Source organism: Erwinia billingiae Eb661 (assembly GCF_000196615.1).
GTDB lineage: Bacteria > Pseudomonadota > Gammaproteobacteria > Enterobacterales > Enterobacteriaceae > Erwinia > Erwinia billingiae.
On sequence record NC_014306.1, the window covers coordinates 3185462 to 3206549 of the forward strand.

The window sequence follows — 21088 nt, forward strand, 5'->3', positions numbered from 1 at the left end:
GAGCGTGGTTATGTGGAGCTACCTGTTAAAAAGGCTGTTATCAACCGTGCCGGTGTTTATCGGCCTGTCGCTGATTGTGTTTGTGATTATGGCGATGATCCCCGGCAACCCGGCGCAGGCATTACTGGGCGCCTGGGCTACCCCGGAAAATGTCGCGCGCATCAATCAGGAGCTGGGGCTGAACAAGCCGCTGTGGCAGCAGTATCTGATTTGGGTCGGCAATATGCTGCATGGGGACTTTGGCCGATCCTATGTGCTCAATCGCCCGGTGATTGATGAAGTGATGCAGCGCCTCGGCAACACGCTGATCCTTGGCGGAAGCGCGCTGTTAATCAGCACGGTGTTGGGCTTGCTGGCGGGGATTGTCTCAGCGGTAAGGCAGTTCGGCTGGGGTGACCGGCTGATTACCCTGCTGGTGCTGATCGGCATTTCGCTGCCGTCATTCTGGATTGGCCTGGTGATGATTATGCTGTTTGCGGTCCAGCTGCAATGGTTCCCGGCCTCGGGTATGTATGCCATTTGGGGCGGTGGCGGCTGGCTGGATCTGTTGCAGCACCTGGCGATGCCCGCCGTGACGCTGGCGATTGTCGCCACCGGCGTGATTGCCCGCCTGACCCGCACCGCGATGCTGGAAGTGCTGCGTCAGGACTTTATCCGTACCGCGCGCGCCAAAGGATTGTCCGAGCGCAAGGTGATCTATGGCCACGCTTTCCGTATGGCGCTGGTGTCGGTGATCCCGGTGATCGGCATTCAGGCCGGATTTGTGCTGGGCGGCGCGGTGTATATCGAAACCGTCTTCCAGTGGCCGGGCCTTGGCGCCATGCTGGTCAACGCCGTTTCCACCCGCGATCTGCTGCTGGTGCAGGGCGGCGTACTGGTCGCGGCCTGCGCCTATGTGTTGATCAACCTGTGTGCCGATATCCTGCAGGCGCTTCTCGACCCGAGGTTAAAATCATGAGCGAGACACTCTCACCGACGCGTCAGCGCCGTTCGGCCTGGTCGCTGCTGCTGGCTAACCGGCTGGCAACCCTCGGGCTGATTATTCTGACCCTTTCCGCGCTGGCCGCACTCTGTGCCCCGCTGCTGCCGCTGGCGGATCCCGATGCGACCGATTTACTGAAGCGCCTGCTGCCGCCGTTGTCACCCGGCCACCTGTTAGGCACCGATCCGCTGGGCCGGGATGTGCTGTCCAGGCTGGTGTGGGGCACCCGGGTTTCGCTGGCGGTCGGCATCAGCGCCACCCTGCTGGCGGCCTTTTTCGGCACGCTGATTGGGCTGATTGCCGGCTACGCTGGCGGCAAAGCCGACAGCCTGCTGATGCGCTTTATCGATATGCTGATGGCGTTTCCCTACATCCTGTTGGCGCTGGTGATTGTGGCGGTGCTCGGCCCTGGTCTGCTTAACGCGCTGTACGCAATCGCCGTGGTCAACATTCCGTTCTTTGCCCGTAATATCCGTGGCCTGACCGTCGGCCTGCGCCAGCGTGATTTTGTGCAGGCGGCGCGGCTGTCCGGCAAAAACCATACGCAGATCCTGTTCACCGAGGTGCTGCCCAACGTGATGCCGGTGATTGTCATCACCCTGTCCACCACCGTCGGCTGGATGATCCTTGAAACCGCCGGCCTGTCCTTCCTTGGGCTGGGCACGCAACCCCCGGCGGCAGATTTAGGCTCGATGCTCGGCCAGGGCCGCGCGCAGATGTTTAGCGCGCCGCACGTTTCGGTGGTGCCAGGGGTGATGATTTTTCTGCTGGTGATGAGCTTTAACCTGTTGGGCGATGGCATCCGCGATGTGCTGGATCCGCGTCTGAAGTCCGGCGTCTTGCTCAGAGCCAGAGCGGTGACCCGCGTTACCCGCCCGGCCATCCCGGCCGCCACCCAGGGCGAGGCGGCGTTACTGGAAGTGGTCGACCTGGCGGTGAGCTTCCGTTCCGGCAGCCCGTTCCAGCCCGCCGTTCGCGGCATCAGCTTTCACGTTAAGCGCGGCGAATGCCTTGGCCTGATTGGTGAAAGTGGCTCCGGAAAAAGCGTGACCGCGCTGTCGGTGATGGGCCTGGTGGCTTCCCCGCCGGGCGAAATTACCGGCGGCGCAATTTATGTCGCGGGTGAAGAGATGCTGTCACTGCCGCAAAAAACGTTGCAGCAGCGTCGTGGCGCGCGGGTGGCCTATATCTTCCAGGATCCGCTGACCACGCTGCATCCGCAGATGAGCATTGGCAGCCAGCTGATTGAAGCCATTCAGGCCCACCAGCCGTTAACCTCCGCCGCTGCGAAGGCCAAAGCGCTGGAGTTGCTGACCAGCGTCGGCATCCAGGACGCGGCGCCGCGTTTTCATGCCTATCCGCATCAGCTTTCCGGCGGACAGCGTCAGCGGGTGGGAATTGCGATGGCGCTGGCTAACGATCCGGACATTATTATCGCCGATGAGCCCACCACCGCGCTGGACGTCACCGTACAGGCCCGCATTCTGGAGCTGCTGCAACGTTTACGCCGTGAACGGGGCCTGACGCTGCTGTTTATCACCCACGACTTTGGCGTTATTGCGCAGATTTGCGATCGGGTCGCGGTGATGCGTTTTGGTGAAATCGTCGAAACCGGCGATACGCAGCAGGTGCTGGATCATCCGCAGCACGACTACACCCGCCGGCTGATTGCCAGCGTGCCGAAACTGGGCCAGGGACGTCAATTTTTGCAGCAGGTCGCCGGGTTATATCCCGCCACCGTGAAGGAGGGATGATGAGCAACGTGATAGAAGTGAAAAATCTGGTGAAAACCTTTGGCCGTAAAGGCCGTTGGTTCGCGGCCGGTGACCACCAGGTGCACGCTGTTAAAGGGGTATCGCTGCACCTTGCCGCCGGGGAGACGCTGGCGGTGGTGGGTGAAAGCGGCTCGGGCAAAAGCACCCTGGCCAGAATGCTGGTCGGCCTGGAAACGCCGACCTCCGGCAGCATCGAATTGATGGGCCAGCCGCGCCCGCAGCAGGCGAAAGCATCGGGCCGCACCATTCAGTATGTGTTTCAGGATCCGGTGGCGTCGCTAAACCCGCGCAAAACCATTGCCGATATCCTGGCGATCCCGCTCAGCCATCTCTGCGGATATTCTGCCGCACGGCGCAAAACCCGCATGCTGGAACTGATGGAAGCGGTACAGATGCCCGCCGATGCCCTGCTCGGCTATCCGCATGAATTTTCAGGCGGCCAGGCACAGCGTCTGGCCATCGCCCGCGCGCTGGCGGCGGAAGCACGGATTCTGGTGCTCGACGAGCCGGTCAGCGCGCTGGACGTCTCGGTGCAGGCGCAGGTGTTGCTGCTGCTGGACCAGCTGAAAACGCAGTTCGGCCTCTCCTACCTGTTTATCAGCCACGACCTGGCCGTGGTGGAATCCATCGCCGATCGGGTGGCGGTGATGTATCGCGGAGATTTGGTAGAATGCGCACCGAACGAGGTGTTGTTTGCCTCTCCTCAGCACAGTTATACCCAAACGCTGCTGGCCAGCGCGCCCCGGCTGTAAAGGACATAATGCGATGAATGCCGAAAAAATCCCGCAGGCGGACCCCGTCCGTCGCAAGCGGACCGATGAAATTGTCGATGCGATCAAAGAGAGCATCGTGCGCGATAACCTGCTGCCCGGCGATCGCCTGCCGCAGGAAAAGGATCTCGCCAGCCGTTTTGCTGCCGGGAAAAGTACCGTGCGCGAAGCGTTAAAATCGCTGGAAGTTCAGGGGCTGATCCGCACCAAAACCGGCCCAGGCGGCGGTGCGTTTATTGAATCCATGAGCGACAACCGCGCGATGAGCCTGCTGTCGAACTACCTGTTCACCCGCGAGCTTTCCATCGCCAATATCTATGCCCTGCGCAAAGCCCTTGAGCCACTGGTGGCGGTCAGCGCCATCGACAATATTGACGCCGCCGGATTTGAGCAGCTGCATACGCTGATAAAAATCTACGATCATGAACCCGCTGACGAGCAGGAGCGCTGGAACCAGCGCATGGCCGAGCTGGATTTTCATGGCGTGGTGGCCAGTTATTCCGACAACGTGCTGCTGGCGTTTCTCTGTCACTTTTTGCAGCGGTTGCTGAAGGATCTGGCGGTGTGCAAAGACATTTATCAGCGCCCTGAGCCGGTCAACCGCCGCGCGGGCATTGAGTATCAGTATCGCCTGATTGAGGCCTTGCGCCGCAAGGATGCCGGTGAAGTCGACCGGATCATGACCGAGCATATGCAGCATGCGGAGAACGCCATGCTGACGCTGGAAGCGACGCTGGAAGAGCGGTTTTTGAGTGAAAAGCCTGCTGCCGATCGCGAATAATCTTAAGTTGCTCAGCAGATTAGCTTCTCCCGAGGCGGCCTGCGCTAATTTCAGCTACCATGCTGTGAAGTTAACGTGAAACACCGACCAGGGAGATACCATGACTCAGCCTTCTGCCCCCAAGGGGTTGTCCGTCGCCGAGGCGCTGGACAAACTTGATGCCCTGTATGAAGAGGCCGTAACCGCCCTGCGTACCGCGATCAACACCTATATCAGCAGCGGAAAATTGCCGGAAGAGTCGGCTCGCGCGAATGGACTGTTTGTCTATCCTGAACTGCGCGTCAGCTGGGCCGGCGATGAATCCGGTCACCGGCTGACCCGTGCCTTTGGCCGCTTCACCCGTCCGGGAAGCTATGCCACCACCGTGACCCGCCCGGCGCTGGCCCGTCACTACCTTTCGGAACAGCTGGAAATGCTTACCGGGGAATATCCGGTCACGCTGGAAGTGAAACCGTCAAAGCAAGAAATCCCCTTCCCGTACGTGATTGACGGTTCGAACCTCGGCCTCGATCGCACCATGAGCGCCGGGCTGGCCAAGCATTTCCCGACGACCGAGCTGGCGCAGATTGGCGATGAAAATGCCGATGGCCTGTATCAGCCGGGTGAAGAGTTCCCGCTGTCGCATTTCGATGCGCTGCGCACCGACTTCTCGCTGGCCAGGCTGCGTCACTATACCGGCACGCCGGTTGAGCATTTCCAGTCCTACGTGCTGTTCACCAACTACACCCGCTATGTCGACGAGTTTGTGCGTTGGGGCTGTGAGCAGATCGCCGATCCGGCGTCGCCATATGAAGCCCTGTCCTGCGCCGGCAGCATTTTTGTTACCGCCGAGACGCCAAACCCGCAGGAAGCGATTTCCGGCCTGGCCTGGAAGAACCACCAGATGCCTGCCTGGCATCTGATTGCTAAAAATGGTCAGGGCATTACGCTGATCAATATCGGCGTGGGCCCGTCGAATGCCAAAACCATTTGCGATCATCTGGCGGTGCTGCGTCCGCACACCTGGCTGATGATTGGTCACTGTGGCGGCCTGCGCGAAAGCCAGAGCATCGGCGATTACGTGCTGGCGCATGCGTACCTGCGTGATGACCATGTGCTGGACGCGGTGCTGCCGCCGGATATCCCGGTGCCCAGCATTGCCGAAGTGCAGCGCGCGCTGTATGACGCCACCAAGCATGTCAGCGGCATGCCGGGCGACCTGGTAAAACAGCGTCTGCGTACCGGCACCGTGGTCACTACCGACGATCGCAACTGGGAGTTACGCTACTCCGCCTCGGCGCTGCGCTTTAACCTCAGCCGCGCGGTTGCGGTGGATATGGAAAGCGCCACCATTGCCGCGCAGGGTTATCGCTTCCGCGTTCCTTACGGCACGCTGCTTTGCGTTTCCGATAAGCCGTTGCACGGCGAAATCAAGCTGCCGGGTCAGGCGAACCGCTTCTATGAAGGGGCGATTTCCGAGCACCTGCAAATTGGTATCTGTGCGATTGATTTACTGCGGGCGGAAGGCGACAAGCTGCACTCGCGTAAGTTACGGACCTTCAACGAGCCACCGTTCCGCTAGGTTTTGCCAGGCGGAAAGAAAACAGCCGTGGCAGACATGCCGCGGCTGAATGATGACTTCCGGCTAAAGCGCCGCGAATGCAGGTCAGCCAGACCGGTCCCCTCTCCCGTCATCGCCCCGTGATCTCCCCGTTATGTCCCACCCAGATAGGCGCTTCTGACCTCTGGATTGACCAACAGCTCCTGCCCGCTGCCGCTCAGGCGAATCTGCCCGTTGACCATCACATACGCCCGGTCCGACAGCTTAAGCGCATGGTTGGCGTTCTGCTCCACCAGAAACAGCGTCATGCCGCCTTGCGTCAACTCGCGCAGGATCTGGAAAATCTGCTTCACCACAATCGGTGCCAGTCCCAGGCTGGGTTCATCCAGCAGCAGTAATTTTGGCCGGCTCATCAGCGCGCGGGCGATAGCCAGCATCTGCTGTTCGCCGCCCGACAGCGTCATTGCACGCTGGCTGCGGCGTTCCTCCAGCCGGGGAAACAGGTCATACATCCGCGCTTTATCTTCATGCTGGTAACGGCTGCCGATCGGAATGGTGCCCATCAGCAGGTTCTCCTCCACCGTCATATCGGGGAAGATGCGTCGTCCTTCAGGCGCCTGCGCAATGCCGTTGCTGGCGATAAAGTGGGTGGATTTTTGGCTGATATCCTCGCCGCGATAGAGGATCTGTCCGGCGGCAATCCGCGGCTGGCCAAATATCGACATCAACAGCGTTGACTTGCCCGCGCCGTTGGCGCCGATCAGCGAGACGGTTTCGCCTTCGTTGACCGTCAGCGAAATCTCCTTCAGCGCCTGAATCGGGCCGTAAAACACGTTCACCTTGCGGAATTCCAACATCGGCTGACTCATCCGGCGATCTCCTCTTCGTCTGCACCCAGATACGCCGCGATGACGCTGACGTTGGTCTGGATCTCGCTGGGTGTGCCGCGCGCAATCACATCGCCGTGGTCCAGCACGATCACATGGTCGGATATCTCCATCACCATGCCCATATCATGCTCAATCAGTAGCACCGTCACGCCATGTTGCTGACGCAGGAAACGCACGATTTTGCTCAGCGCCTGCGTTTCCACCGGGTTGAGGCCGGCAGCGGGTTCGTCCAGACAGATCATCTCGGGCCCGGTGCACATCGCGCGGGCAATCTCCAGCCGCCGCTGCTGGCCATAGGAGAGCGTGCCCGCCAGCCGGTTGGCACAATCCACCAGGTTCACCACCTCCAGCCAGTAAAAGGCGCGGTCCAGCGCCTGATTTTCCGCCCGACGGTAGCCGGGCGTATTCAGGATCCCGGCCAGCAGATTGCGGTTGGCCTGCATGTGTTGCGCCACCAGCAGGTTCTCGACCACCGACATTTCGCGGAACAGGCGGATATTCTGGAAGGTACGCGCCAGTCCGGCCCGGTTGACCAGGTGCGTGCCGCCAAACATTTTGTAGTAGATGCGGGAACCGAGGCGCGCAGGATTAATGAAATCCGCCGGCCGGATCTTCTGCCCCAGCACCTGGATCACATCGGTCATCCGCGACTGCGCGTTCAGCACAATCGAGCCGCCGGTGGCCTGATAAAACCCGGTCAGGCAGTTAAACACCGTGGTTTTTCCCGCGCCGTTCGGCCCGATTAAGGCGGTTATTGAGCCGCGCCCGACGTCCAGATTGACATCATTCAGCGCCTTGATGCCGCCAAAGTGCATCATCAGATGTTCAACACGCAGGATGCTGTCGCTCATGGCGCCACTCCTTTTCGTGTTGGCACCCCGACCCGGCTGGTGCGAACCAGGCCTCGCGGCCGCCAGATCATCATCAGCACCATCAGCACGCCAAACAGCAGCACCCGGTATTCGGCAAAGCTGCGTAAAAGCTCGGGGGCCACGGTCAGCACAAAGGCCGCCAGCACCACGCCAAGGGTGGAACCCATGCCGCCCAGCACCACGATGGCGAGGATCAGCGCGGACTCAAAGAAGGTAAACGAGGTCGGGTTAACAAAGCCCTGATAGGTGGCGAAGAACACCCCGGCAATCCCGGCGGTGGATGCGCCCATCATAAACGCGGAGAGCTTGACCAAAACATGGTTCAGCCCCATCGCGCGGCAGGCAATCTCATCTTCACGCAGCGCTTCCCACGCCCGGCCAATCGGCATGCGGGTCAGGCGATGCTTGATAAACAGCACCAGCAGCACCACCAAAATCAGCACCGTGTAGATAAAAATAAACTTCAGGTTGGGGTCATAGGTGATATTCAGAAACTCGTGGATCGGTACGCCGCCGTCCTTCGCCCTGCGGCCAAACTCCAGGCCGAAGAAGGTCGGTGAAGGCACCGAGACGCCGTTTGGCCCACCGGTGAAGCTCACCCAGTTGGTGAGTACCAGCCGGATAATCTCGCCAAAGCCCAGCGTCACAATCGCCAGATAATCGCCGTGCATACGCAGCACCGGAAAACCCAGTAATGCCCCGGCCAGCGCCGCCATCACCGCCCCCAGCGGCAGCATCGCCCAGAAGCCCAGCCCAAGGTACTGATAGCCCAACGCCAGGCCATAGGCACCGATGGCGTAGAACGCCACATATCCCAGGTCCAGCAGGCCCGCCAGCCCCACCACAATATTCAGCCCGAGGCCGAGCAGCACGTAGATCAGGCCCAGAATCGCCACGGTTAGCAGATACTTTGTGGCAATAAACGGGAACAGTATGCCCAGCACCAGCAGCAGCGGAATGATCCAGCGCATCCGGCTGCGGTAATCCGCTGGCCGCACGTAGACGCCATCGTCAGCCCCTTCAAAACGGGCAACAAATTTACGGCCGGTGGTGCTTTGCAGCGTCAGGCTCAGCAGCAGCTTCCCCGCCATCACCACGCCCACCAGCACCGCCACCCGCTGCGGCGACAAATCGTAGCTGTAGCCCTTCAGCACAATGCCAACTATCGGACCAAACACCACCAGCGCACAGAGCCCGGCCAGGACCGTATCAATCAGGCTTTGTTTTATATTCAGGCCCGGCTTAAGAGAAGCATCCGTCATCATTAACTCCCTAAACCTTGGTTACCAGCGGACGACCCAGTAAACCCTGCGGGCGGAAAATCAAAATCACCACCAGCAGCCCAAAAGAGAACACGTCTTTGTAATCGGAGTTCACCATGCCGGCGAACTGCGCTTCCGCGATGCCCAACAGCAGGCCACCCAGCATCGCGCCAGGCAGAGAACCGATCCCGCCCAGCACCGCTGCGGTAAAGGCCTTGATGCCGATAATAAATCCGGCATAGAAATCGAAGGTGCCGTAGTTCATGGTCACCAGCACGCCCGCCAGTCCGGCCATCGCCGCGCCAATCACAAACACCAGCGAGATCACCCGATCGGTATTGATACCGAGGATAGAGGCCATGCGTCGATCCTGCTGCGTGGCGCGGCAGATGCGTCCCAGGCGCGTGTACTGGATGATCCAGGTGAGGATGGCCATGCCAAGGAACGCGGCGATCAGGATAAAGACTTTGGTCCAGGTGATTTGCACGATGCCGTCGCCGACGTCAAAACGCAGCACCCCGGTGAGCATGGTCGGAATGCCCTGCTGGTTTGGTCCCTGGCTGAGTTGCACGTAGTTTTGCAAAATCAGCGACATGCCGATGGCTGAGATTAACGGTGCCAGACGGGTTGAGTTGCGCAGTGGCCGGTAAGCCACCCGTTCAATCGCCCAGCCGTAAACGCCGGTGACCACGATGGTGAACACCAGCGTGCCGAAGATCAGCAGCGGGAAGGAGTGAATGCCGAAAGAGGCGAGCAGCGCCAGACCGATGGCGCAGAGGTAAGCGGAGATCATATACACTTCGCCGTGAGCAAAGTTAATCATACCGATAATGCCGTAAACCATGGTGTAGCCGATGGCGATCAGGCCGTACACGGCCCCCAGCGTCAGCCCATTAATCAGCTGTTGCAGAAAGAATGCTTCCATTGTGTCCCGTCTCGCCTGGGGTAAGCCGCCGCGGATCGCGTCCGCGCCGGCTTAGCTGTTGCGACGTCCTGCCGGTCAGGCAGGCTGGAGGTAGTGCAGCGAATCAGAGCTGGTGATATTTGCCTTTGTCATCCCACTTGTAGACCACGTAATCCGAGACTTTCAGGTCGCCTTTGCCATCCCAGGATTTCGGTCCCATGACCGTGTCGACGGTATGCGACTTCAGCCATTCGCTGGCTTTGGCATTGTCTTTACCCGCACCGTTATAGGCGGCGGCAATGGCCTGGATGGAGGCATAGGCATACAGGGTGTAGCCTTCCGGCTCGAAGCCGCCGGCGCGGAATTTATCAATCACCGGCTTGCCAGCCGGGATGGTGCGCGGATCGTTACCGAAGGTCATCAGCACGCCGTCAGTAAACTGCGGTCCACCGGCGGCAGTCACCAACTCTTCCGTCACGATGCAGTCGCCGGAGAAGAATTTGGCCTGCACGCCCTGCTCACGCATCTGACGAACCAGCGGACCCGCTTCCGGGTGACAGCCGCCGAAGTACACCACGTCGGGTTTCAGCGCGCCGATTTTGGTCACCAGCGCATTAAAGTCTTTCTCGCCACGGGTCAGACCTTCGTAAAGCACCTCTTTAGTACCGCGTTTTTCCAGCGCGGCTTTGGTGGCATCCGCCAGGCCCTGGCCGTAGGTATCTTTATCGTGGATCACCGCGATTTTCTTCGCTTTCAGCACGTCCAGCATATAGTTGGCGGCGACGGCACCTTGCTGATCGTCACGTCCGCACATGCGGAACATGTCTTTCTGGCCGCGTTCAGTGATTTGTGGGTTGGTGGAGCCTGGGGTGATGGTCAGCACGCCCGCATCGTCATACACCACCGAGGCTGGCATGGTGGAGGACGAGCAGAAGTGGCCAACCACCGCCGAGACTTTCGATTCGTCCACCAGACGGTTTGCGACCGCGACGGCCTGCTTCGGTTCGCAGGCGTCATCGCCCTGCACCAGTACGATTTTTTCACCCTTGATCCCGCCCGCCGCATTAATGTCGGCTGCGGCCTGCGAGGCCCCTTTCCAGTATTGCGCACCGTAAGTGGCGTTCGGGCCGGTGAACGGACCTGCCACCCCAATCATCACATCCGCATGCGCATACAGCGCGGTACTTAAACAAGCAGCAATCACAACCTGAAGCGATAACTTATTTAATTTCAAAGACATTCGGTATTCCTCAGCACGGTTCAGATCCATACGCCGTCGGGCGGCGTGGGAAACAGCAATGATGGGTCGATATCCTGATAAGCGAGTGGGCCGCGAGCGGCTAAGGTTGATTAAGCAATATTCCCGCCATTTCGCCATGAAACCGCTGATTTCTTTCAGATATGAGAGGTAACACGGTGCAATCCGATGTTACAGCCCGTTCATCAGCGGCGTTTAGGGGTTATCGGGAAAACTGTTTGCCATGACCAGGCAGACTGGGACGCGCGGTTTCCGGACCGGCCAGAAACGTAAACATAGCTGCACTGTTGGCACGCTGCGCACTGCGCTGGTGCAAAATTGCGGGGCCGATCAACTCGTGGCGGGAATTTTTGCTGTGAATGTGAGGAAGCTGGCAGAGTGAAGAAAAACGGGAGCTTACGCTCCCGTTCTCCGGTTACGCCTTACCGCCGCGTGCGGCGATAATGCCATCCGCCACATTGCGTGGCGCTTCTGCATAATGGTGGAACTCCATGCTGTAGGTGGCACGACCTTGCGACATCGATCGCAAGGTGGTCGAGTAGCCAAACATCTCCGACAGCGGCACTTCGGCGTGGATCACCCGGCTGCCCAGCAGTTCATCCATGCCCTGCACCAGCCCGCGACGGGACGACAGATCGCCCATCACGTTACCGGCGTAATCCTCCGGCGTTTCCACTTCCACCTTCATCACCGGCTCAAGGATCACCGGTTTGGCCTGACGGGCCGCCGCTTTAAAGGCAAATATCGCCGCCATGCGAAACGCCATCTCTGACGAATCCACTTCGTGATAAGAACCAAAGGTCAGCGTGGCCTTAATATCCACCAGCGGATAACCCGCCAGGATACCGTTATTCATCGCCTCACGAACGCCCTTCTCGACGGAAGGAATATATTCGCGCGGCACCACGCCACCCTTGGTCGCATCCTCAAAGGCAAAGCCTTTACCGGCTTCCTGCGGTTCCAGCGTCAGCACCACATGACCGTACTGGCCTTTACCGCCCGACTGGCGCACAAACTTGCCTTCCACCTCTTTCGCCGTGGCGCGGAGAGTTTCACGGTAGGTCACCTGCGGCCGGCCGATATTGGCGTCGACGCCGAACTCACGCTTCATGCGGTCAACGATGATTTCCAGATGTAGCTCACCCATCCCGGAGATAATGGTCTGGCCTGACTCTTCATCGGTGTGCAGACGGAACGAGGGATCTTCCGACGCCAGTCGCTGCAATGCCAGGCCCATTTTTTCCTGATCGCTTTTGGTTTTCGGTTCAATCGCCAGCGAAATAACCGGTTCAGGAAACTCCATTCGTTCAAGCGTAATCACCGCATCCGGATCGCTTAACGTTTCTCCGGTTGTCACCTCTTTCAGCCCGACGCAGGCGGCAATATCACCGGCGCGGATCTCGTCGACTTCATGCCGCGCGTTGGCATGCATCTGCACGATTCGGCCAATGCGCTCCTTTTTGCCCTTAATCGGGTTGTAGACGCTGTCGCCTTTGCGCAGTACGCCGGAATAGACGCGGACAAAGGTCAGCTGACCGACAAAGGGATCGGTCATCAGTTTGAACGCCAGCGCCGAGAATTTTTCCTCGTCATCAGCACGGCGTTCAACCTCGTTGCCCTTCTCGTCCAGCCCTTTCACCGGCGGAATATCCAGCGGCGAAGGCATCAGTTCAACCACCGCATCCAACATGCGCTGCACGCCTTTGTTCTTGAACGCGCTGCCGCACAGCATCGGCTGGATTTCGCCGTTAATGGTGCGCTGGCGCAGACCGGCTATCACCTCTTCTTCACTGAGGTCGCCGTCCTGCAGATACTTTTCCATCAGCGTATCGCTGGCTTCAGCGGCGGCGGCGACCATTTTTTCACGCCATAACTGCGCCGTGCTCAGAAGCTCTTCCGGGATCGGCTGATAGCTGAAGGTCATGCCCTGGCTTTCGTCATCCCAGAAGATGGCGCGCATTTTGTTCAGGTCGATCACCCCACGGAAGTTCTCTTCGCTGCCAATCGGAATGACGATCGGCACCGGATTGGCTTTCAGCCGGTCGATCATCATCTGCACCACGCGGAAGTAGTCCGCACCCTGGCGATCCATTTTATTGACGAACGCCAGCCGGGGAACGCGATACTTGTTCGCCTGCCGCCAGACCGTTTCCGACTGCGGCTGCACGCCACCCACCGAGTCATACACCATCACCGCGCCATCCAACACGCGCATTGATCGCTCCACTTCAATGGTGAAATCGACGTGACCGGGCGTATCAATAATGTTGATGCGGTGCGGTTCAAAGGTGCGATCCATGCCGGGCCAGAAACAGCTTACCGCAGCTGAAGTAATGGTAATTCCGCGTTCCTGCTCCTGCGCCATCCAGTCCGTCGTCGCAGCGCCATCATGCACTTCACCCAGCCGATGACTCATGCCGGTATAAAAGAGGATGCGCTCGGTGGTGGTGGTTTTACCGGCATCAATATGGGCTGAAATACCGATGTTACGGTAGCGAGCGAGAGGGATTGTTCGGGGCATAGGAGTTCCTTAGTCACAGGGACAGGCTTCAGGCTGGCAGCACCCGGCCAGCATTAAAGCGGGTTTATAGTGCGATAATAATAGTACAACTGTACGAGTATATTCGAACTATTAAAGCCATCGACTAAACTGATGATCGGCAGGTCGCGCAGGTTTTGGCCTTCAGGTATAGTAGCCGCCGCGTTCTCTGCGCGCCTTTCTCCCCGAACAAAAGGACAGTTATGATTGCCAACCACCCTGAACCTCAACAGATTCGCCTGGAAAACGTGCTTTTTGCGTTGGGCAATCCGCTCCGAATGGAAGTGGTGAGGATACTGGCTAATCAGGGTGAACAGGCCTGCGGCACCCTTCTGCAGGGGCTGGCGAAATCCACCATGACCCACCACTGGCGCGTGTTGCGGGAAAGTGGCGTGATTTGGCAACGGCCAAACGGGCGGGAGAATTTACTGTCGCTGCGCAGGGAAGATTTAGAAGCCCGTTTCCCTGGGCTGCTGGAGTCCTTGCTGGCCGCTATGGAGAGCCAGCGTTAGCAAAGCGTTGAGCCAGCGTCAGTGACGCGGTGATTCAGCAGTAGCTGAGCATTGCGTTAGCGTCGGTGAAGCGTGAATCCAACGTTATGTCAGCGCATCCCTGGGCAACTGCGGGCCTGGTTCAGCCCGCAGATTGATTGCTCAGACCGTCATCCAGCGGCGTTCCAGTGCGGAACTTGCCAGTCAGATTCAGACCGTCATCCAACGGCGTTCCAGCGCGGACACGGCGATCGCTTCCAGTACTTTCGACACCTGTAATCCCTCAGCAAAATCCGGCCACATGCGGTCGTTGGCGGCAATGCCGTTAATCAGGTCGCGGATCTCCACCGTTTTCTGATCGTTAAAGCCAATGCCATGCCCGGCCGAGATACAGAAGTTGGCATAATCCGGGTGTGCAGGACCGGTCAGAATGGTTTTGAAACCCTGACGGCCAGCCGGATCGTCATGGATATACAGCTCCAGTTCGGCCATGCGCTCCTGGGTATAGCGGATGGTCCCTTTGGTGCCGGTCACCACGTAGGTCAGCCCCATTTTGCTGCCGCAGGCAATGCGCGAAGTTTCAATCACCCCGTGCGCGCCATTGGCAAAACGCAACAGCGCGCTGGCCTGGTCTTCGTTCTCCACATCGCGCAGCTGCGACGGATCTTTCGGGTCAGGGCGCTGCTTGATCACCGTCAGCATGTCGCCGGACACCTCGCTGATGTTGCCCACCAGGAAATGCGCCATGTTGACGATATGCGCGGCAAGGTCGCCCAGTGCGCCCAGCCCGGCCAGCGCTTTCTGGCAGTGCCAGTCCAGCGGCGTATCAGGGTTAGCCAGGTAATCTTCGTTATGGGTGCCATAAAAATGGATAACGTCACCAATTTCGCCACGGGCAATGATTTCCTGCGCCAGCTGGCTGGTCGGGTTTTTCATATAGTTGAAGCCAACCAGCGTTTTCACGCCCGCCGCTTCGGCTGCCCGCACCATCTCTTCAGCGTCGGCCACATCCAGCGCCAACGGTTTTTCGGAATAAACATGCTTGCCGTGACGGATGGCTTCCAGCGCCATCTCTTTATGCAGGAAATTCGGCGCGCAGATGTCCACCACATCGATATTGGGATCGGCCACCAGCTCGCGCCAGTCACCCGTTGAACGCGTAAAGCCCAGTAACGCAGCCTGCTTCTTCGCCACCTCCGGATTCACCTCCGCCACCATCTCCCGCACTATCTCGCCTTTCAATGCGAAGACGGTTGATGCCTGTGCGTAGGCAATTGCGTGACAACGTCCGATATAACCGGTACCAATCAGTCCAATTCTGACCTTTTCCATACATGTTCCTTGCAGGTTAGCGATGCGAATGCATGGAATGTATATTTCATAATTACGCATCACAACGTGAAAATGAAATAAACGTGATCATTCTGACGAAACTGACTGCAACGGGTGCTGCAACAAAGAAAAGCCTTGCGGGGCGTTACGCAACCTTTGCACCGCGCTGAACGCCGCCAACCTGCGGAAATTTCGATAAAATGCTGCTTTATTCAGCAGTCAGAACAAAATCGCAAATCAGGCTTTGACATACCCCTGCCCGCTAGATATTATGCGCCCCGTTCCAACAATTCCTCTGTAGTTCAGTCGGTAGAACGGCGGACTGTTAATCCGTATGTCACTGGTTCGAGTCCAGTCAGAGGAGCCAAATTCGAGAAGCCCGCTCAGGGAAATCTGAGCGGGCTTTTTCATGCTTAAAAGCTTAATTAAGAATAGCTTCCAGTCTGGCCAGCACTTCATTAACAACATCATCGGGCAGACGTTCCAGTCTCTCACCGTGCCGGGCACTCATATCAATGGTTCTCGGCTGATCGCAGCGAATCACACCCGTTGTTGTAGTTCCTGCTCCATTCAGTGATACGGTAAACCCCGCTGTGCGGGCGAAGTTGCCACCTCGGGTAACGGGAAGGACGACAGGTAACTGAGTGAACCGGTTAAATGCGGCGGGAGACACAATGAGTACCGGACGAGTCCCACGTTGTTCATGTCCCGCTGTCGGATCCAGTGAAACGAGCCAGATTTCCCCTCTCTCCATTTACAGGACCTCCTTGCCTGCCACAGGCGTATCCATCCATTCCCGATCTTCTTCGCTCATTTCAGCCTGCGGATCGCACTGTGCCAGCAGCTCCTCAAGCGAATAACGGGGCCGTTTCTGCGGTTCAATAATCAGGCAGCCATTTTTAATGGTCATGCCCACTTCGCTTTCTGTCGACAACGCCAACGTTTTTAACACGGCGGGAGGAACCGCCAGCATGACGGATCCGCCAACCTTTTTCAGACGAGTGATATACATAGAGCGCCTCCTGATATTATATTTTAATATAACATTAATGGCAGGCGGTGCACAGTTTTCAGCCAGAATCATTGTGATTTCCTTAGTTGGACTCAGCGTGAAGGTTGTCGTGCAGGCAGGTACGGACTTCACGTCAGACAGGCTGATTAAAGAAGACTATTCAGGCAGCTCAAAGAATTATCTCGAATGAGATAAACAAAATGCGGCGCAGGTTCGGGATCTGGCCTGCGCCGGAGAGAGATCACCGCGCGGTTAAGTGCTTACCCCTTACCTCGCACGCCCCAGCTTTTCACCAGTAACATCACGCCGGTAAAAATCTGCCAGAAAGTAATGGGATACACAGAGGCCCTTTCGATAATGCCGGTTGGCAGCACGTTGAGGGGGATCAGAAACATGCTGAGCAGGCCGATACAGCCGAGCACCAGACTCAATACGCTGTAATCGCGCAGGTCCTTTTGCTGTCGCAGCAACCCGCCGACGGTGATCAAACAGAGATTTCCTCCGCCGATCGCCATGATCGCGCCAGCCTGATGTACGGTAAATCCACTGGCTTCTGAGCCGCTGTGAAAGAGCGCAATCACTACCCCGCCGATGCCATGCAACAAGCCGGTCAGCAAAAAGCCTTTTTGGCCCGCGCCAGTGAAGTTTGATCGGAGTAACAGACAGGCGAGAAAGAAAAGCAGGCCTTCCGCCGCGAAGCCACTGTTCATCACCGCGTGGAGCGGCGAGCAGACATCACGGCCATCAGGCAATACGCCGCACTGCGCAATGCCCAAATCGCTGATGTAGTTTTGACTGAAGAAGTACGGTGGCGTGGTCCAGGCGCGAGAGGCGACTTTTTCGGCCAACAGATATAACAGGCCACCCAGTGCAAAACTGAGTGCGCCCAATTTGGTTGCAAGCTGTCGTGAATTCATCTGCTTCCGGTGATTAGCGGCCCCGACCCAGCGTCCAGTATGCCATAAAGTTCACCACTTCACGGTCCAGCTGGAACTCATCAATCAGGCAGTGGCGCAGTTTTTTGACCACGCCCGATTCGGCGGCCACCCAGGCGTTAAATCCGTGCTTGCCTTCCGCACGCTCCCAGATGCCATCTTCAATCAGGCTTTTGTTTTCCAGCGACTGATCCGCGACGCGCGCGCCGTCTGGAAGGGTAAGATGATCGCGAATCGCCTTCATCAGCAAGGTGCCCTGTGGGTGATCCTCGCGCCCGAGCCAGTGAATTTCAGCAAAAGGAAAATCTTGCTGCTGAGCATCGGTGATATGCGGAACCTCAAAGAATGCCTGCACCTTTGGCGGCTCAGCCAGCGTTGCCAGCTGTTCCAGAATGCCCACCGCCGCAGGCACCGCGGTTTCATCGGCAATCAGCAACGCCTGTTGAATACCCTCGTGCCAAATCCATTCATAGCCGCCGCTGTCATCCGCAGAGGCCGCATTCGGTGCAACAATCTGCATCTTAGCGCCGGTGCCCGCATGCATCGCCCAGCGCGAAGCAGGACCGGTTTCGCCGTGCAGCACGAACTCCACGTCCATCTCTTTCTGCTCGCGGCGCAGTTCCCGCAGCGTATAGGTGCGCATGACCGGGCGCTGCGGCTTTGGCAATGCCAGATAATCCTGATACCAGCCTTCACTGACCGGCATCGCCGGACAGGTGCCATCCTCGCCCGCGAACAGCAGCTTGATACGCTGATCGGGGGATTCATGCTTCATCTCCAGCACATCGTCGCCGGTGAACACACAACGCAGTAAGGAAGGCGTAACCTGAATGCGTTGTTTGAGCGTAACGTTGAAAATCCGGTAACCCGCGGCCATTGTGCTGCTCCTTCAGGGAAGTTATTGCGATATTTCAGCCGTCTGACGGCGTTCAGTATCGCAATATAACGATAATCATTATCATTTAAAAGATGAAAATGATTTCAACCCTTAACATCCCTTTACCTCCCGTGCAGCACATTGCTAACAATTCAGTCGTTGTGCAGGCGCTGGCGGCGACGCAGGCCTGGGAACCACACCATCCACAGCCCCACCACGATCAGCGTACCAATCCCGCCGACCGCCGCCGCTGGCGCCGCACCAAGCCAGGCCGCTAGCATGCCGGACTCAAACTCGCCAAGCTGGTTTGAGGTGTTGATAAAGATCGAGTTAACCGCACTGACGCGCCCGCGCATCTCGTCAGGGGTATCCAGCTGCACCAGCGAGCCACGGATCACCACGCTGACCATATCAAATCCGCCCAACGCGAACAGCGCCAGAATCGACAGCCACAGCTCTTTCGACAGGGCAAAAATCAGCGTGGCGACGCCAAATCCGGCCACGGCAGCAAACATCGTCATGCCGACGTTGCGCTCTAAAGTGCGGCGGCTGAGCCAGAAGCCCACCAGCAATCCACCCACCGCTGGCGCACCGCGCAGTAATCCCAGCCCCCAGGGACCGGTATGCAGGATATCCTTGGCGAAGATCGGCAACAGCGCCGTTGCGCCACCCAGCAGCACCGCAAAAAGATCCAGCGAGATCACGCCCAGGACATCCGGCCGGTTGCGGATAAAGCGCACGCCCGCAAAGACGCTCTCAAAGGTCGCGGGCGTCCTTTTCGGTGGCGCATGCTCATAACGCAGACGGCTGACCATCACGATTGAAATCAGATAGAGCAGCCCGGCCGTGAGATACACCACGCCCGGACCAGCAACATACAGGAAGCCACCCAGCGCCGGGCCGAGCATCGAGGCGGTCTGCATCGAGGCGCCATTGGCAGCCGTTGCGCGGGCCAGCATCGCCGGCGGCACCAGCGCGGGCAGCATCGACTGTAACGACGGCGCTTCCAGCGTTCTGGCCACCGAGATAATGAACACCAGCCCGAGGATTATCACCTCATCGGTTTTGTGTGCCAGCGTCAGTCCCGCCAGCACCGCAATGGCAATCCACTCGGTGAGCTGGCCGAAAAGCACCACCCGGCGGCGATCGAACTGGTCGGCGACGTGGCCTGCGGGCAAGGCCAGCAGAACCGCCGGCAGAAACTGCACCAGGCCAATCAGGCCAAGATCCCAGGCGCGGCCGGTGATCGAATAGATCTGCCAGCCCACCGCAATGGAGAGCATCTGGAAACCGAAGCTGGAGGTGGTGCGAGCCAGCCAGAATGCGACGAAAGAACGGTGTTGAAACAGGGAATCCGCCCTGGCGGGTGCAGAAGAACGCATAGCGATTTTTTACCTGAATATTTTTATTTTACTGAGCAGATGACACTGCCGGCTTTTTGTATTTCCACAGCCAGCGGCCGCTGTTCAGACGGCGATAGAAGAAGAAGCCACGCACAATCCAGTCCATAAACATGCCGAGCCAGATACCCACCACGCCGAATCCCAATACCACACCGAGCGTGTAACCGGCCACGATGCGGGCGCCCCACATGCCCAACAGCGAGATCCACATGGTGAATCGCGCATCGCGCGCCCCTTTCAACCCGGCGGGCAAGACCCACGAGGCCGCCCAGAAAGGCATAAACGCCGCGTTCAGCCAGACCAGGATTTTCACCACGTGGATGACATCGGGATCCTTGGTGTAGAACGACGCGAGGATACCGGCGAACGGCACCGTTATCGCCGCCAGTAAACATAAGCCAATGGTGGATAGCCAGAAGATATGCCGGAGCTGACGTTCCGGCTGCAGCAGCTGGCCCCGGCCTAATCGCGTTCCGACAATGATGGTGGAGGCCGACCCCAGCGAGTTCCCCGGCAGGTTAATCATCGAGGCAATCGAGAAGGCGATAAAGTTACCGGCGATAACGTCGGTGCCCATCCCGGCGACAAAGATTTGCGTCAGCAGCTTGCCGCCGTTAAACAGCACCGATTCAATACTGGCCGGCACGCCAATTCCCAGCACTTCCATCAGGATGCTGGTATTGAGTCGCGTGAAGTAGCTTTTCAGGGTGATTTTTAAACGCGGGTTAAAGCCGATCATCAGCACGTAAATCACCGCCAGCGCGCCGATATAGCGCGAGATGGTTAAGCCGACGGCCGCGCCATCGAAGCCCAGCCCTTTCCAGCCAAAGCAGCCGTAAATCAGCGCGGTACTGATCACGATATTCAGAATGTTCATTCCGCCGTTGATCAGCATTGGAATTTTAGTGTTGCCTGCGCCGCGCAGTGCGCCACAGCCAATCAGCGCGATGGCCGCTGCGGGATAACTCCAGGCGCTGATGGTCAGGTAATCCAACGCCAGCGCTTTCACCGCCGGTTCGGCACTGCCGGCAATCACATCAATAATCTGTACGCCAAAGAACTCGATCAGCAGCGCGAGCAACACGGCAAATAGCGTCATCAGCACCAGCGACTGTCTGGCTGCCGCTTCCGCCCGTTCGCGATTGAGTTTTCCCAGACTGAAGGCCACCACCACGGTAGTACCAAGATCGATGGCGGCGAAGAAGGAGATAATCACCATATTGAAGCTGTCTGCCAGCCCCACTCCCGCCATCGCCTCTTTGCCCAGCCAGCTCACCAGGAAGGTGCTGAGCACCCCCATTAGCAGGACGCAAAGGTTCTCGAAGAAGATCGGCACGGCCAGCGGGGTGATTTCTCGCCAGAATAAAACTCGGTAGGAATGTCTTTTGGGATACCACGCCGTATTTTTGATCGCCTGCAGCAGAGAGACTCTGAAGTTTTGCAAGGTAGTTCCAGCCAGGAAGAG

At 58.3% G+C, this 21088-nt stretch carries 19 protein-coding genes and 1 tRNA gene; 7 read left to right on the forward strand and 13 right to left on the reverse strand.

The features are described from left to right. The first annotated feature begins 10 nt into the window (after positions 1–10). The 5 genes from EBC_RS16030 (at position 11) to EBC_RS16050 (ending at position 5869) form a co-directional block, all read left to right on the forward strand. Positions 11–958, forward strand: a complete 948-nt coding sequence (locus EBC_RS16030) for an ABC transporter permease (RefSeq protein ID WP_013202877.1) — start codon at positions 11–13, stop codon at positions 956–958. Next, on the forward strand, positions 955–2736 hold the full coding sequence (locus EBC_RS16035; protein WP_013202878.1) for a dipeptide/oligopeptide/nickel ABC transporter permease/ATP-binding protein: 1782 nt from the start codon (positions 955–957) through the stop codon (positions 2734–2736). The genes EBC_RS16030 and EBC_RS16035 overlap by 4 nt, the downstream gene beginning before the upstream one ends. Further along, complete coding sequence (locus tag EBC_RS16040; RefSeq protein WP_013202879.1) at positions 2736–3509, forward strand: ATP-binding cassette domain-containing protein; 774 nt, start codon at positions 2736–2738, stop codon at positions 3507–3509. The genes EBC_RS16035 and EBC_RS16040 overlap by 1 nt, the downstream gene beginning before the upstream one ends. 13 nt (positions 3510–3522) lie before the next feature. Beyond that, positions 3523–4308 carry a FadR/GntR family transcriptional regulator gene (locus EBC_RS16045; RefSeq protein WP_013202880.1) on the forward strand — a complete coding sequence of 262 codons (786 nt, stop codon included), beginning with the start codon at positions 3523–3525 and terminating at the stop codon, positions 4306–4308. Between the two features lie 100 nt (positions 4309–4408). Beyond that, on the forward strand, positions 4409–5869 hold the full coding sequence (locus EBC_RS16050; protein WP_013202881.1) for an AMP nucleosidase: 1461 nt from the start codon (positions 4409–4411) through the stop codon (positions 5867–5869). A gap of 131 nt (positions 5870–6000) precedes the next feature. On the opposite strand, the gene EBC_RS16055 is transcribed toward EBC_RS16050, so the two are convergent. From EBC_RS16055 to fusA, 6 genes are all read right to left on the reverse strand, one after another. Beyond that, complete coding sequence (locus EBC_RS16055; RefSeq protein ID WP_013202883.1) at positions 6001–6717, reverse strand: ABC transporter ATP-binding protein; 717 nt, start codon at positions 6715–6717, stop codon at positions 6001–6003. Further along, on the reverse strand, positions 6714–7589 hold the full coding sequence (locus tag EBC_RS16060) for an ATP-binding cassette domain-containing protein (RefSeq protein WP_013202884.1): 876 nt from the start codon (positions 7587–7589) through the stop codon (positions 6714–6716). The genes EBC_RS16055 and EBC_RS16060 overlap by 4 nt, the downstream gene beginning before the upstream one ends. Continuing rightward, a complete protein-coding gene (livM, locus tag EBC_RS16065; RefSeq protein WP_041692058.1) occupies positions 7586–8872 on the reverse strand; it encodes a high-affinity branched-chain amino acid ABC transporter permease LivM in 1287 nt (428 codons plus the stop codon). The genes EBC_RS16060 and livM overlap by 4 nt, the downstream gene beginning before the upstream one ends. Positions 8873–8882: 10 nt before the next feature. Further along, complete coding sequence (locus EBC_RS16070; protein ID WP_013202886.1) at positions 8883–9797, reverse strand: ABC transporter permease subunit; 915 nt, start codon at positions 9795–9797, stop codon at positions 8883–8885. A 103-nt stretch (positions 9798–9900) separates the two neighbouring features. Further along, complete coding sequence (locus EBC_RS16075; RefSeq protein ID WP_013202887.1) at positions 9901–11016, reverse strand: branched-chain amino acid ABC transporter substrate-binding protein; 1116 nt, start codon at positions 11014–11016, stop codon at positions 9901–9903. 433 nt (positions 11017–11449) lie between these two features. Then, entirely contained in the window at positions 11450–13555 is a 2106-nt protein-coding gene (gene fusA / locus EBC_RS16080; RefSeq protein ID WP_013202888.1) for an elongation factor G, read from the reverse strand. 221 nt (positions 13556–13776) lie between these two features. Here fusA and EBC_RS16085 point away from each other — a divergent pair, with 221 nt between their 5' ends. Then, positions 13777–14085, forward strand: a complete 309-nt coding sequence (locus EBC_RS16085; protein ID WP_013202889.1) for an ArsR/SmtB family transcription factor — start codon at positions 13777–13779, stop codon at positions 14083–14085. A 189-nt stretch (positions 14086–14274) separates the two neighbouring features. Here EBC_RS16085 and EBC_RS16090 read toward each other — a convergent pair whose 3' ends face one another. Further along, on the reverse strand, positions 14275–15396 hold the full coding sequence (locus tag EBC_RS16090; RefSeq protein ID WP_013202890.1) for a Gfo/Idh/MocA family protein: 1122 nt from the start codon (positions 15394–15396) through the stop codon (positions 14275–14277). A 291-nt stretch (positions 15397–15687) separates the two neighbouring features. On the opposite strand from EBC_RS16090, the gene EBC_RS16095 reads away from it, so the two are divergent. Further along, a tRNA-Asn gene (locus EBC_RS16095) sits at positions 15688–15763 on the forward strand. A 54-nt stretch (positions 15764–15817) separates the two neighbouring features. On the opposite strand, the gene EBC_RS16100 is transcribed toward EBC_RS16095, so the two are convergent. The 6 genes from EBC_RS16100 to EBC_RS16125 all read right to left on the reverse strand — a co-directional run bounded on the left by EBC_RS16100 (position 15818) and on the right by EBC_RS16125 (position 21067). Further along, a complete protein-coding gene (locus tag EBC_RS16100) occupies positions 15818–16150 on the reverse strand; it encodes a type II toxin-antitoxin system PemK/MazF family toxin (protein WP_013202891.1) in 333 nt (110 codons plus the stop codon). Then, positions 16151–16408 carry an AbrB/MazE/SpoVT family DNA-binding domain-containing protein gene (locus tag EBC_RS16105; protein ID WP_013202892.1) on the reverse strand — a complete coding sequence of 86 codons (258 nt, stop codon included), beginning with the start codon at positions 16406–16408 and terminating at the stop codon, positions 16151–16153. Between the two features lie 260 nt (positions 16409–16668). Then, positions 16669–17325 carry a DUF998 domain-containing protein gene (locus EBC_RS16110; protein ID WP_013202894.1) on the reverse strand — a complete coding sequence of 219 codons (657 nt, stop codon included), beginning with the start codon at positions 17323–17325 and terminating at the stop codon, positions 16669–16671. 13 nt (positions 17326–17338) lie between these two features. After that, positions 17339–18220 (reverse strand): siderophore-interacting protein, encoded by an 882-nt coding sequence (locus EBC_RS16115; protein ID WP_013202895.1) that lies wholly within the window; start codon positions 18218–18220, stop codon positions 17339–17341. Between the two features lie 152 nt (positions 18221–18372). Continuing rightward, a complete protein-coding gene (locus EBC_RS16120) occupies positions 18373–19602 on the reverse strand; it encodes an MFS transporter (protein ID WP_013202896.1) in 1230 nt (409 codons plus the stop codon). Positions 19603–19630: 28 nt separating this feature from the next. Continuing rightward, a complete protein-coding gene (locus EBC_RS16125) occupies positions 19631–21067 on the reverse strand; it encodes an EmmdR/YeeO family multidrug/toxin efflux MATE transporter (protein ID WP_013202897.1) in 1437 nt (478 codons plus the stop codon). Positions 21068–21088 lie beyond the last annotated feature (21 nt).

Excerpts from the sequence above, each read along its gene's own strand:
- livM (WP_041692058.1), bottom strand. The coding sequence starts at position 8,872 with ATGACGGATGCTTCTCTTAAGCCGGGCCTGAATATAAAACAAAGCCTG.
- EBC_RS16050 (WP_013202881.1), top strand. The coding sequence starts at position 4,409 with ATGACTCAGCCTTCTGCCCCCAAGGGGTTGTCCGTCGCCGAGGCGCTG.
- EBC_RS16120 (WP_013202896.1), bottom strand. The coding sequence starts at position 19,602 with ATGCGTTCTTCTGCACCCGCCAGGGCGGATTCCCTGTTTCAACACCGT.
- EBC_RS16075 (WP_013202887.1), bottom strand. The coding sequence starts at position 11,016 with ATGTCTTTGAAATTAAATAAGTTATCGCTTCAGGTTGTGATTGCTGCT.
- EBC_RS16090 (WP_013202890.1), bottom strand. The coding sequence starts at position 15,396 with ATGGAAAAGGTCAGAATTGGACTGATTGGTACCGGTTATATCGGACGT.
- EBC_RS16040 (WP_013202879.1), top strand. The coding sequence starts at position 2,736 with ATGAGCAACGTGATAGAAGTGAAAAATCTGGTGAAAACCTTTGGCCGT.
- EBC_RS16100 (WP_013202891.1), bottom strand. The coding sequence starts at position 16,150 with ATGGAGAGAGGGGAAATCTGGCTCGTTTCACTGGATCCGACAGCGGGA.
- EBC_RS16070 (WP_013202886.1), bottom strand. The coding sequence starts at position 9,797 with ATGGAAGCATTCTTTCTGCAACAGCTGATTAATGGGCTGACGCTGGGG.
- EBC_RS16060 (WP_013202884.1), bottom strand. The coding sequence starts at position 7,589 with ATGAGCGACAGCATCCTGCGTGTTGAACATCTGATGATGCACTTTGGC.
- fusA (WP_013202888.1), bottom strand. The coding sequence starts at position 13,555 with ATGCCCCGAACAATCCCTCTCGCTCGCTACCGTAACATCGGTATTTCA.
- EBC_RS16105 (WP_013202892.1), bottom strand. The coding sequence starts at position 16,408 with ATGTATATCACTCGTCTGAAAAAGGTTGGCGGATCCGTCATGCTGGCG.
- EBC_RS16085 (WP_013202889.1), top strand. The coding sequence starts at position 13,777 with ATGATTGCCAACCACCCTGAACCTCAACAGATTCGCCTGGAAAACGTG.
- EBC_RS16035 (WP_013202878.1), top strand. The coding sequence starts at position 955 with ATGAGCGAGACACTCTCACCGACGCGTCAGCGCCGTTCGGCCTGGTCG.
- EBC_RS16110 (WP_013202894.1), bottom strand. The coding sequence starts at position 17,325 with ATGAATTCACGACAGCTTGCAACCAAATTGGGCGCACTCAGTTTTGCA.
- EBC_RS16115 (WP_013202895.1), bottom strand. The coding sequence starts at position 18,220 with ATGGCCGCGGGTTACCGGATTTTCAACGTTACGCTCAAACAACGCATT.
- EBC_RS16045 (WP_013202880.1), top strand. The coding sequence starts at position 3,523 with ATGAATGCCGAAAAAATCCCGCAGGCGGACCCCGTCCGTCGCAAGCGG.
- EBC_RS16055 (WP_013202883.1), bottom strand. The coding sequence starts at position 6,717 with ATGAGTCAGCCGATGTTGGAATTCCGCAAGGTGAACGTGTTTTACGGC.
- EBC_RS16030 (WP_013202877.1), top strand. The coding sequence starts at position 11 with ATGTGGAGCTACCTGTTAAAAAGGCTGTTATCAACCGTGCCGGTGTTT.